The sequence below is a fragment of the Lactiplantibacillus herbarum genome, assembly GCF_001039045.1.
In the GTDB taxonomy this organism is placed as follows: Bacteria; Bacillota; Bacilli; order Lactobacillales; family Lactobacillaceae; genus Lactiplantibacillus; species Lactiplantibacillus herbarum.
The window spans coordinates 1-11,894 of record NZ_LFEE01000008.1 but is presented as its reverse complement, the minus strand read 5'-3'; the positions used below and the strand labels follow the sequence as shown (position 1 = coordinate 11,894).

At 44.6% G+C, this 11,894-nt stretch carries 12 protein-coding genes and 1 tRNA gene; 4 read left to right on the top strand and 9 right to left on the bottom strand.

Going from position 1 to position 11,894, the window contains the following annotated elements; genetic code table 11:
* Positions 1-451: 451 nt before the first annotated feature.
* The 5 genes from ACG95_RS02885 to ACG95_RS02865 form a co-directional block, all read right to left on the bottom strand.
* Positions 452-2,452, bottom strand: coding sequence for a KUP/HAK/KT family potassium transporter (locus ACG95_RS02885; RefSeq protein ID WP_047999063.1), 2,001 nt, complete (start codon positions 2,450-2,452; stop codon positions 452-454).
* A gap of 231 nt (positions 2,453-2,683) precedes the next feature.
* The gene (locus tag ACG95_RS02880; RefSeq protein WP_047999062.1) at positions 2,684-2,881 is read right to left on the bottom strand and encodes a hypothetical protein; all 198 of its coding nucleotides are present in this window, start codon (positions 2,879-2,881) and stop codon (positions 2,684-2,686) included.
* A gap of 151 nt (positions 2,882-3,032) precedes the next feature.
* Positions 3,033-3,455 carry a Spx/MgsR family RNA polymerase-binding regulatory protein gene (locus ACG95_RS02875; protein ID WP_047999061.1) on the bottom strand — a complete coding sequence of 141 codons (423 nt, stop codon included), beginning with the start codon at positions 3,453-3,455 and terminating at the stop codon, positions 3,033-3,035.
* A 220-nt stretch (positions 3,456-3,675) separates the two neighbouring features.
* A tRNA-Asn gene (locus ACG95_RS02870) sits at positions 3,676-3,747 on the bottom strand.
* Positions 3,748-3,845: 98 nt separating this feature from the next.
* Positions 3,846-4,631 carry a hypothetical protein gene (locus ACG95_RS02865; protein ID WP_047999060.1) on the bottom strand — a complete coding sequence of 262 codons (786 nt, stop codon included), beginning with the start codon at positions 4,629-4,631 and terminating at the stop codon, positions 3,846-3,848.
* A 304-nt stretch (positions 4,632-4,935) separates the two neighbouring features.
* On the opposite strand from ACG95_RS02865, the gene glpK reads away from it, so the two are divergent.
* Entirely contained in the window at positions 4,936-6,450 is a 1,515-nt protein-coding gene (glpK, locus tag ACG95_RS02860; RefSeq protein ID WP_047999059.1) for a glycerol kinase GlpK, read from the top strand.
* Positions 6,451-6,600: 150 nt separating this feature from the next.
* On the opposite strand, the gene ACG95_RS02855 is transcribed toward glpK, so the two are convergent.
* Positions 6,601-7,380, bottom strand: coding sequence for a hypothetical protein (locus ACG95_RS02855; protein ID WP_047999058.1), 780 nt, complete (start codon positions 7,378-7,380; stop codon positions 6,601-6,603).
* Positions 7,381-7,598: 218 nt separating this feature from the next.
* On the opposite strand from ACG95_RS02855, the gene ACG95_RS13920 reads away from it, so the two are divergent.
* The gene (locus ACG95_RS13920) at positions 7,599-8,117 is read left to right on the top strand and encodes a TetR/AcrR family transcriptional regulator (protein WP_053072640.1); all 519 of its coding nucleotides are present in this window, start codon (positions 7,599-7,601) and stop codon (positions 8,115-8,117) included.
* 88 nt (positions 8,118-8,205) lie between these two features.
* Here ACG95_RS13920 and ACG95_RS02845 read toward each other — a convergent pair whose 3' ends face one another.
* Positions 8,206-8,943, bottom strand: coding sequence for a LysR family transcriptional regulator (locus ACG95_RS02845; RefSeq protein ID WP_047999057.1), 738 nt, complete (start codon positions 8,941-8,943; stop codon positions 8,206-8,208).
* Between the two features lie 122 nt (positions 8,944-9,065).
* Between ACG95_RS02845 and ACG95_RS02840 the strand changes: the two genes are divergently transcribed.
* Positions 9,066-9,467: a tautomerase family protein gene (locus ACG95_RS02840; RefSeq protein WP_047999056.1), complete on the top strand. Its 402-nt coding sequence runs from the start codon at positions 9,066-9,068 to the stop codon at positions 9,465-9,467.
* A gap of 89 nt (positions 9,468-9,556) precedes the next feature.
* On the opposite strand, the gene ACG95_RS02835 is transcribed toward ACG95_RS02840, so the two are convergent.
* Both ACG95_RS02835 and ACG95_RS02830 read right to left on the bottom strand, forming a co-directional pair.
* Complete coding sequence (locus ACG95_RS02835) at positions 9,557-10,303, bottom strand: nitroreductase family protein (protein ID WP_047999055.1); 747 nt, start codon at positions 10,301-10,303, stop codon at positions 9,557-9,559.
* A gap of 83 nt (positions 10,304-10,386) precedes the next feature.
* Positions 10,387-10,695 carry a hypothetical protein gene (locus tag ACG95_RS02830; protein ID WP_047999054.1) on the bottom strand — a complete coding sequence of 103 codons (309 nt, stop codon included), beginning with the start codon at positions 10,693-10,695 and terminating at the stop codon, positions 10,387-10,389.
* A 245-nt stretch (positions 10,696-10,940) separates the two neighbouring features.
* On the opposite strand from ACG95_RS02830, the gene ACG95_RS02825 reads away from it, so the two are divergent.
* The gene (locus tag ACG95_RS02825) at positions 10,941-11,483 is read left to right on the top strand and encodes a DUF1697 domain-containing protein (RefSeq protein WP_047999053.1); all 543 of its coding nucleotides are present in this window, start codon (positions 10,941-10,943) and stop codon (positions 11,481-11,483) included.
* Positions 11,484-11,894 lie beyond the last annotated feature (411 nt).

Below are 11,894 nucleotides of genomic sequence, written 5' to 3'. Positions count from 1 at the left end.
TAAGTTATTTTGGGACTTTCAACCTTTAGTAATCATCTTATTAACGGAGAAGATGTTTCCCAGAACAAATTTAATGATTACACCAGTACTAGGTACGCACATGTCCGTCTTCAACCACTATCTAGCCGTGAGGAGCGTCCTGACAATGTTCAGTGGTGAAATTATCCTTGGCTGAGTGGTCTTCTCGGCTAGGATAAGGCCAAGCTTAAAGATTGCAGCGGGGTTTTGCTGAGCTTTAAGTGTGCCCACCACGTTCCAATCATTGTCAGGACGCCCCGGTAGGCGAAATAGAAAGCAAACGGGTGAGTGACATCCCAAACGTACTCTAACTAGCACAGCGTATTTAACAAAGTAATAAAGGCCTCAGAATTTTTTGAATTCTGAGGCCTTTATTTGTTTCGCAATACTTTATTTCAACCGTTAATTTAGCCTATATCCTTCATTACTAAATTCAGTCATCATCCTTCGATTGCCGTTGTTCATGTATTGGTAGTGGCGGAATCTTATCGAATAGCAGTGGCACGGTTTCCACAGTCACCTCCGAAAACTCGAGGCCAAACCACTTAGCCGGTGCCGTGGCATACCGTTTAATTGCCAACTTCGTTTCGATGACAAACCGATCCAGTCTTGAAAGCTGGGTCGCATTTTCCAACCGCTCCTCAATAATCACGAAGCGGAAATCACCGACCATCCGTCCCGGTGTAATCGAGTAGGCTTGCTGCTGTTGTGCCAACCGGCCTTCAGCCATCAACTGTTGTACGATTGTCCGCAGATAGCGATTCACATCCTGACGCATTCTGAATCCAAGGTACAGCTTTACTTTGACGATGTAGTCAGTATCCATAGTATCGATCGTATATTCAGCCGTGAACGGCTCATCCGTCGTCGTGACGTTCACGAACCAGTAGACATCCGCACGTTTCGGCCATTTGTCTAGAATCGAATACAACACTTGTTTCTCTAATTCGTTACCTTCCATTCGACTCGTCAAGAACACCACGTTCGTCTGGTATTTGTCGTACGTTTGATCCTGTCGTAAACGCGCTAGCTGATCCTTGTACTGTGCAAGATCAACCGGATGCGCATGTTCTTGAACGATCCGCTCACCGCGATGCCAGATAACCATCACGAATAGGATCAGCAGTGCTAAGATCACCGCAACGTAGCCACCATGCAATAATTTAGCCGCGCTAGCTACGAAGAAAACGACTTCAATCGTTGCAAAGAACAGCGTTGTCAGTAATGCGATAATCGGTAAGACTCGTTTTTGCCGCATGTAGGCGTACAGTAAAATCGTCGTCATCAGCATCGTAATCGTAATGGCTAATCCATAGGCTGCTTCCATATTGTGACTTGTCCGGAAGAACAGCACGAGGACACTGGTCACAGCCCACAACATCAGATTGACCGCTGGCAGGTACATCTGCCCCATTGATGAACCTGGATAAGTCGTCTTCAAACGCGGCAACAGTTTCAGTCGAATCGCTTCACTGACCAACGTAAACGAGCCACTGATCAAGGATTGCGACGCGATGATCGCTGCGACAGTCGCAAAAATCACCGCAAAAATCGTTAAACTAGCAGGCAGCATCGCGAAGAACGGATTGAGGTCACCGCTGGTTTGTTGGCCGGCATTCATAATCCAAGCCGCTTGCCCAAAGTAACTCAATAATAAACAGATTTTAACGTAGGGCCAGCTCATTCGGATATTGCCCTTACCAACGTGACCAAGATCACTATACAGCGCTTCAGCCCCTGTCGTGGCAAGGAAGATGTTACCTAATATTAAAATACCCATTTTATTAGCGGGACCCGTCAGTAACGCGATTGCGTAATACGGATTGATTGCCCGTAAAATACTGACGTCCTGTAACAGATTGACTAGCCCGCTGACACCGATAAACGTAAACCAGCCAAGCATAATTGGACCAAATAGTTTACCAATCATATTCGTACCGAACCGTTGAATCATAAAGAGGCCGGCAATAATCAGTAACGTAATGACAATGATGGGGTCCTGACCCGTTCCAAACACATCTACATAGGCTGGCACACCCCGCAGCCCTTCGATCGCAGTTGTCACCGTCACAGCAGGCGTCAATGCCCCATCAGCTAGCAATGCTGCCCCACCAATCATGGCGGGAATTACTAACCATTTCGCGCGGCGGCGTACCAAGGTGAATAGTGAGAAGATACCACCTTCACCGTGATTATCCGCATTCAGCGCAATCATCACGTATTTAACCGTCGTCAGTAACGTCATCGTCCATAAAACCAACGACACCGCTCCAATAATGAAGGTTTCATTGATGGCCTCTAAACCACCCTGCCCTTCGACGATCGCCTTCATCACGTAGAGGGGACTGGTTCCAATATCGCCGTACACGACGCCCATTGCGACTAATAGCCCGGCAGCCGTGACTTTTTGAGTTGTTCGTGATTTATCCCCCATCGCTATGCTCCTTCCATTGAACCAATAAGTTGCGAGACTAAAAGACCCGCACACCGCAAATAACGGTATCCGGGTCTTTTAATTTCAGCATTAACTAGTCGTTGCGTGTCTGTCTGCTAGTGCAAACATCATGCCTACTCCCAGAATATATCCCTAGCTTATCCAACTCGCAGTCACAATGCAACGAACATGCATAGCCAACATAAAACAGCTATCACGTTAATTAACGGCTTACTTGCGACTCTGTTGATCTTGATGCCAACTAGTTGGACTCCAGAGCTGGCCTTCCATTGAACCTCGTAAACTCTCGATTTCGGCTTGTTGATCATCGATAACTTTAATGATGCCATCGACAACGGCCTGATTGTCAGTTGTCCGTAATGCTTCTAATGCCTGGGTCGCCCAAGCTGCTTGATCCTGTTCACTCATTTTATTTAATGCTCCATTTCTTAAATCATTTCAATATATTGTACACAACTGGTCCTGATTAACCAACTATTTTGCTTAGTCGCCCTTCATAAGAAATCTAACTAGTAATAAAAAAACGCCGCTGCATTTAAGCAACGACGCTGATGATTCTTTAACCAACTGCTTGTTGATCATCATCATATAATTTTTGTTGAATTTCGCGTAATTCAGACTTACGTACTGAACGTGGCAAGAATGCCCGAATGTCTTCTTCGTTATAACCAATCTGTAACCGGCGCCCATCATAGATAATTGGTCGCTTGAGTAACTGTGGTTTTTCGACTAACAGATCCAATAATTGGTTGAATCCTAAGTCTGATAGATCAATGTGCATTGCTTTGAAAGCCTTAGAACGCGTTGAAACGATGTCCTCGAAGCCATTTTCAGTGAGCCGGAGGATTTGTTTCAATTCATCGCGATCCAGAGGATTAGCAATAATGTCGCGTTCGTTAAATGAAATGTTGTTTTCAACTAACCATGCCCGCGCGCTACGACTTGACTTGCTGGATGTTGAATAATATAAGTTTACTGTCACGATGAATTCCTCCTAATTTTTCAGTAGCGGTTCTTACACCACTTACTTTTATATAGTAATTATAGGGTGTTAGTCAAGATTAGTCAAGACTTGCCAGAACTTTTTTGCTTAATTATTTATAAAGAAAAGTGGCATTAAGTGACCATCACTATCCCGGGTTAGTCATGATCAGTGTCAACAAAAGCGGTATCCACTTGAGATACCGCTACTTTAATGCCAACTGCTCGGGCTGGGATCGAACCAGCGACCTCTTGATTAACAGTCAATTATTCTACCACTGAACTACCGAGCAATGCTTATGTCTGTATTTATACACGCTTTAATGGCAAAACACAAGCCTTTTATTAAAAAAAGTCACACTATTTTCACATTATTTCTCATTTTATAAATTTAAAGTGGATATAATCCCAGCCACGACATGACGACAAAATCCTGCTGTGCCACTAGTTTAGCCAAGGTCTGTTTAATCTCCTGTTCACTGAGAAGTGTTTTCAAATCAAAGTAATAGTCACCACGCTGATTATGCATCGTTAACTGCCATGTGCCCAATGCTTCCAAACGTTCAGTGTCAGGTGTACTGGTCTGATGCTTAAACCAGATATGAAAAGTTGGCTTCCAGGCGTCACGATCATCACCCGTTAAGCGAATCAGCCGACAGACTTCACGATGGCAGCGAACAGCGGCCAGAACGGCCACGCTAGCCCCGACGACCATTGCACCAGCGCTAACAGCTAAGACAATTAACAGTAGTCGCGTCAGCAAAGGCGTCGCCTGAAGTTGTGAACTGAGGACGATCACTGCGCTGATGAACAACCACACACTGAGGACCCAGCCGTTGAGCCAGTTCAGTGCCACGTCACGCGCATGCCGGTAAACAGCTAATCGATACGGTTCATCATTCGTGACGACGCGCTGATTCTCCGTAATTTGCGAATAAGCCACTGCCAAGTCATCAACGTGAAAGATATGGCTCGCTACTGGCTGAAAGTCTGGTGCCATCGTCTGTAGGGTTGTCTTCGGTAAGTATTCAGCCGTCAACTGCGGTGCAGTACTAACTGATTTGAATTGGTACGTTAGGCCCCGAATGGCTACTAACTGCTGACCACGTGCTGCTTGCTGATTGAGCCAAGCCACTTCAGCTATTGAGCCCCTTAGAAAGAATCGATGTCTGTACATATTAAGGTCCTCCGTTTCGTTGTTATTGGTGGCCTATTATATGCCGATTGGTCTAAGTATTAAACAATTCCGAAAGTTTTGTTCACTATCGTTACTAGCCAGTAATCAGTTCAATCATCAGTGTTTCAAACAATGGCAGCCCTTTCGACGGTTTTAAATTGGTCTAGGTGTCAACTGTTCACAAATGCCGCCCTGTTTCCCTTTCCAGGTATTTATTAAGTTTCTAATATTTATTCACAAATATCGTTAAGCGTGCTAGTATCAATCATAATGTTATCGATTACAATTGCTTGGAGGAACCACTATGTCAGCCGAATATATCATGGCCATCGACGAAGGGACAACTAGTACCCGGGCCATCATTTTTAACCACGCCGGTGAGAAGATTGCCGATGCCCAACGCGAATTTCCACAATACTTCCCACAACCAGGCTGGGTCGAACACAACGCTAATGAGATCTGGAACGCGGTCTCTTCAACGATCGCCAACGTCTTAATCGAGGGCGGCATCCGCCCCAGCCAGATCAAGGGAATTGGGATTACCAACCAGCGTGAAACAACCGTTGTCTGGGACAAGAAGACCGGACTACCCATCTATAACGCCATTGTTTGGCAATCACGCCAAACCGCACCACTTGCCGAAGAACTGATTGCGGATGGTACCGGTGAACTGATTCACCAACACACGGGACTTGTAACAGACGCCTACTTTTCCGCAACCAAAGTTCGCTGGATTCTCGACCATGTCGAAGGTGCTCAACAGCGCGCTGAGAATGGCGACCTCCTATTTGGAACAATCGACACGTGGTTAGTTTGGAAACTGACTGGTGGAAAAACGCACGTCACCGACTATACCAATGCCAGTCGAACCATGCTGTTCAACATCCACACCCTGCAGTGGGATCAAGAAATTCTGGACCGACTGAACATTCCGAACGCCATGTTACCAAGCGTTCATTCCAATTCAGAAATCTACGGCACCACTAAAGATTATTTGTTTTACGGCAGCAAAGTACCCATCAGCGGGATGGCCGGTGATCAACAAGCCGCCCTATTTGGGCAAATGGCCTTTGAACCCGGGATGGTCAAGAATACTTACGGGACCGGTGCCTTCACCGTCATGAACTTAGGTGAACATCCACAGTTGTCTGATCACAACTTACTAACGACCATTGCTTACGGGATCAACGGCCACGTCAATTACGCCCTCGAAGGCTCCATCTTCGTCGCTGGTTCGGCAATTCAATGGCTTCGTGACGGGATGGAATTAGTTGAATCCGCCCCTGATTCCGAAGCACTGGCCCGTTCCTCACACAATCAGAACGAAATTTACGTGGTGCCCGCCTTTACCGGACTCGGAGCACCTTATTGGGACTCAGAGACGCGTGGCGCCGTCTTTGGCCTCACACGTGGCTCAACCCGTGCGGATTTTGTCAAAGCCACCCTACAGTCCATTGCGTACCAATCACGTGACGTCATTGATACGATGAAAAAAGATGCTCAAATTGATATGCCTACCTTGATGGTCGATGGTGGTGCCGCTCGTAATGACTGGTTAATGCAATTTCAAGCAGACATTTCAAACGTCCAGATTACTCGAGCCGCTAACCTTGAAACAACGGCTTTAGGTGCAGCTTTCTTGGCCGGCCTAGCCGTTGGTTACTGGCAAGACCTGGATGAGATCAAAGCGATTCATAAGACCGGCGACACTTTCCAGCCACAAATGGCTCCTGCTGAACGTGACAATCTCTATGAAGGCTGGCAAACGGCCGTTAAAGCCGCGCAGTTGTTCAAGCACGAACCATATCAGGCTGATTAATTAAGTTAGACTGAAAAATATTATTGCAACACACAAATAACACCTCGGAAATGACCAAGCTGGTTTCCGAGGTGTTATTGCGCTATTGGGGAATAGACTTTAGGTGCTTTTTTTAACTAAATAATGCGCTTGCTTAGCCAATGCCTACTGTTAGTCAGCAATCTGTGCTAAATACTTAAAGATATTACTGAACTCGATTGCCAAGTGAATCTTGTGGCCATTCACCAATTCATCCGGTGTCGCACTTGGGAAGTACGCTGCCGTGAAGAGTTCCAACCCATCTGCAGTTGGCTTGATTTGGTGCCGTGCATAGACGTGGTTAGGTTGATTAGTGCTTGCCATTTTTTCTAATCCTGCAATCTGAATCGGATAATCAGGCATTGGCGCGTCTGGTAACTCTAAGTTAGGGTCGGCAACCAGCACCATATCGGTGGGTTCGCCGAACATGCCCATCGTTTCAAAGCCGTTTTGACCCTGGGGCGTCCCAGTAATTTCAAAGTGTTCAGGATTCAAACTCAATCCTAAGGACGCATTTTCTTCAACAGCTTTAAAGGCTTGTTGGAACTGTGGCAAGGTGATTCCAGTGACTGTCAATTTCGTCCGGGCAGCTTTCAAATTCTGATTGCCATCTGACTGTTCCAGAATATCTAACCACTGCTGATCCATGCGTGCCATCTTAGTCGCGTACAGTTTCCGTAACCCATCCGTTCCAATTGCTAACTTAGTCGCCAATAGGATATCTTGGGCATCCACTGCGGTTAAAAAGTTAATTTCCGTATGACTCAATGGCGTATCTGCTTGGAGAACATCCGCGCCTAATTCTTTCAATTCATGAAGAACGTGAAGGTTACGCTGGTAAGTGTACATGGCGAGTTGTTCTTCGGAGTATGGTTGGTCATCAATTTGAACGTTAATTTTAATATTTTGCATCTCAAGGACACCTTTCTTAATGGCTGGGTGATAAAACTCATCTAATAATTAATCTGGTTATGGTAGGTTGGCTATTGCTTGGGGAACTTGCCTTAACTGATGACTTTATTCTAACGGCTTACCGCTATAATTGGCATGGTCAAAATGAATTGTCGTGAGACTTATGCTACAGTTGGAGGGGCAAGTGTTACTTAACTTATAAAAAAGAAGGTTTTGGTATGGATCTGAGAACTGAACGGACGCTCCAATGGATTGAAAATGCCTTTGTGCAACTAGTCTTGACGGAAGGTTTTGCAAAAGTAACGGTCAGTCAGTTGTCCAATGATGCACAGATTAACCGGAAGACATTTTACGCCCACTACCTCGACAAATACGATTTAGCAACTAAGCTAGGGCAATCTTTCTTAGCCCAGTATGATGAAGCCCTACAAGAACGTTTGACCGACCATACCATCAACCTACAAGCAATGATCGACAGTTTTCTCTTAAAAGAAAACGAGGGACGGTTGCTGCGGGCACTCCTGTTGATTCACACGGAAGAATTCGACTTTGAACAGCAATTTACCGCCCTACTCAAACAACGCATCAGTCAATTTTGGCAGACTGATGACCCGTTAGAGATGGCGCTGCTGACCAACTACGCGCTGACGACGATCCGTTACTACGCCGAGAGTAATGAGCCTTTCTCGTTGGAAAGACAGATTGGCATTATCCGGCGACTGACCGATTTAATCTAAATATTAAGCGCAAAAAACTAGCTAATGATGCCAGAATCGGTATTTCACGATTCATTTGACCTCATTAGCTAGTTTTTTATAATCATCATCAATTTTCGTTCAACGCAAAAATCCGATATGGAATTCTAAATGTATTTTGACCCGATTCACTGACTAAGCTAGCCGCTTCTGCCAGATAGGTCGGTAATAATGCACGTCCACGTCCCTGTTTGACCAGCTCGATAATACTGTTCCAAGAGTCTACTTCCACAACCCTTTCATCCGTTCCCACCCGTTTTAACGTCATTGCTCTAAATGGACAGTTAACATCACTGTTAACTAACAACGGCAAATCATCCGTCAATCGTTCCTTAACAAAGTAATTGACAACCAGCCAATTCGTCGCCACTAAGTGATAATTGAGATTTTTAAAATCAGCATAGGTAATTACCAACTGTTCATCAAAGTTGGTTCCGTTTACGATGTCCGTTGATTTTTTTAGTTTAAAGTTATACTCCGTCAGTGCGTATTGCTTTTTATGAAGCACCAAGTAATTAAACAACAACTCTGAAATCACAACGTCGCGTCCCGCTTGGTTACGCAATTTCGTTTTTAAATTCGCCGTAGCCGTTAATACGGTCTGCACATACTGATAAGTCAGCTCCCCCGCAGTGGTTGGCGTTAACCCCCGATTACTGCGAATAAATAACTGTGCGTGTAACTCATCTTCCCAGCTTTTCAATCTAGCGGTGATATTCGATTGCGAATACTGTAGAGTCTTGGCAGTTTGATTAATGGAGCGTCGTTCATAAAGTTCGCGATAAATACTAAAATCCTGAATCTGCATTCGACCATCTCCTTTTAGATATCACTTTTAATGATAACTATATCATTAACAACAGCTATGCGACAGTCTGCTTATATCCTATACTGATTGCCATAACTTAAAGTCATTAGGAGGATTTTACCATGCCATATATTAACGTCAGAATTGCCGCACCATCATCGACCACCACTGCTCAACAAGTGACCGACTTGTTGACTAATTTAGCCGTCACTACTTTAGGCAAAGCAGAACCCGTTATCGCCGTGGACATTCAATTTGCTGATCCTGAAAACTGGTTCATCGGTGGCAAAAGTAGTGCCAGTCAACATCAAGCAACCTTTTTTATTGAAATTAATGTCACTACGGGTACGAACACCCGCGACGAAAAAGCTAATTTCATCAAGCTAGCCTATGCCGGTATGCAACAAATTTTAGGTTCAGTCAGCCCTACTAGTTACGTCATCACTAAAAACGTTGCGCCTGACGATTGGGGCTTTGGCGGCCTGACACAGGGATATCGTTATATTGAGGGCCAAATCAAATAACAGCGAATCATCCCAGTATTATACTTCACACTAAAACAACGCCATGGCATTTGCCACAGCGTTGTTTTGATTCCAAATATCAATCACAATTATATTTCGGGCAAGAACCCCTGCCGTCGTGCAACCTGCAACATCTCATGCCGCTTGGCTGCTGACATCGTGGCTTCTTGGGTCATCTGGGCTAGTTGTTCATTACGCGCGTGACTACTGCGTTGTTGATAATACGTGTGTAATTCCTGATCAAATTCAGTTAGCGTCGTCTGATAAGCTTCAGGTTCAACGTAACGATCTTTGAATAAGACAGCCGGCAATCCCAACCGTGGCTTCTGTTCAGGCATCGTGGTTGGGTAGCCAATCTGCAACCCGAATACCGGTAGCGTCAATTCTGGCAAGTGTAACAGATCAATCACGGCCTGGGTATCATTATTGATTGATCCCAATACGACACTTCCTAGACCCATACTTTCGGCAATCATGATCATCGCCGCTGTCATCAAGGTCGCATCCTCCACACTGCCTTCAAACCGGTCGAATTCGCTTAACGCCTGCTTGGTTTCGTCACCGGGGGCCAAATACGTGTTACGGTGCTGATCCGCTAATACTACGAATAGCCGACCGTTGTTTGCCACACTCGCCATCGTTGTAATCTTCGCCAGCTGTTCTCGAACTGCTGGCTGGGTGATTTCAATCAAACTATATGCCTGTAAATACTGACTAGTTTGCATTTTCTGCGCTGTCGTCACAATCGTGGTCAATTGCTCGTCGCTGACCGGTTGTGATGTAAACTGCCGCTGAGTGCGGTGGACTTGTAGCGTTTCAATAACACTAAAACTCATTGCTGATTCCTCCTGTATGTAGACTAAATCTAAATAACTATCGAAAAAACAAAAACACCAGCAACAACTGGTGCTTCTGCAAGCTAACCGATATGATTTTCACGCAAAACTAAATCAACCTCAGCCTGTATTTCAGGCGTCTTGGTCCATTCTTCCCAATGATCCATCGTTTCGTCTGGAATCTCAAAGGTTTCGTTAATATACTGTTCGTATTTCATGACGTGAACTGAATGGGGAATGTTAAGCTGTAAGATGCGGACTTCCTTGATAAAGCCGCGCTCCGCCGCTAACTCCGCCCGACCATTCATGAGCATGTTGCCAAGCTCCATATAGGTCGTGCCATCGTTACGCGTAATTTCTTGTATTAAGTCTAATATTTCATGATTTTTCAACGGTAATCCCTCACTTCAAGTTTCAGTATAGCCGGGGAACTTAGCAGTGTCAAAATAGATTCTCGGCTAAAAAACACAACAGCGCATTAGTCAGGTAGAATAGTTATATACCGCTGCTCTAACTTGTTAAAATTAACAGTGGATAAAATGACGACAGCTTATTTTGACTGACCGAGTAACCCCCCACAAAAATAAGCAAATCCTATTAATGCCTATCATCTGCAAATACGAAAGGATCAATTTGAATGGACTATCTCCTATTACTTCGCGGTATCAACGTTGGCAAAAACAAACGGGTTCCCATGGCTGACTTACGCTCAGCATTAACAGATGCTGGCTTGACTGACGTTCGGTCCTACATCAACAGCGGCAACCTATTTTTCACGACTAACCACTCACAACCAATAGCTGAAAAGATGATTGCTGAAGTTCTAACCAACAATTTTGATTTTCCGATTCCCTTTCAAATTATCACTCAACCGGATTTACTAGCAGCGGTTCAACAAGCACCAAGTTGGTGGGGAATTGATTCCAACCTCCGGCATAACGCCCTCTTTAAGTTACCGGATTACAATCCTGATAACGATCTGTGGCTTAACGAACACGTTACGGCTGATTATGATCAGATTAAGATTACACCGACCGTGATCTTTTGGTCATCGGCTTTTAAAGTAAATGCCAGTCGTTCGTTCTATGCTAAAATTGCCGGAACTCCTCTATATCAGCAAACGAGCACACGAAACTACAATACTACTCGTAAACTGCAACAGTTATTGACTGAAAATTAACCTTAATCATCTATGCAATTACGCTAATTGATGCATAGCTTAAGTGATATACTGCACTAGCAACGTCATTATCCGGCGCTGCTATTTTTTATAACGACAAAAAAACCACTATCCAAGCAGATAGTGGTCGGCATAAGAGAGAAAGAGAATTGATTAGAAGGTAACTAAATACCTTACAAAGTAAGCATAAGCGATATTGTAAGCGTTGTCAACAGTTAGTGAAAATAAATAGATAAATTATTTCCATTTAATACCTACGTCTAAAAATCCCCCACTTGGTTCGTCTAAACAACTTATTTGTTCACCAATTAACACACTACTTACAATGGTTTCCGAGCGTCATACTTTAATTAGTTGAACTAATCATCACCGCTAATAAACTTAACTAAAGGTTGAAAGTCCCAAAACAAC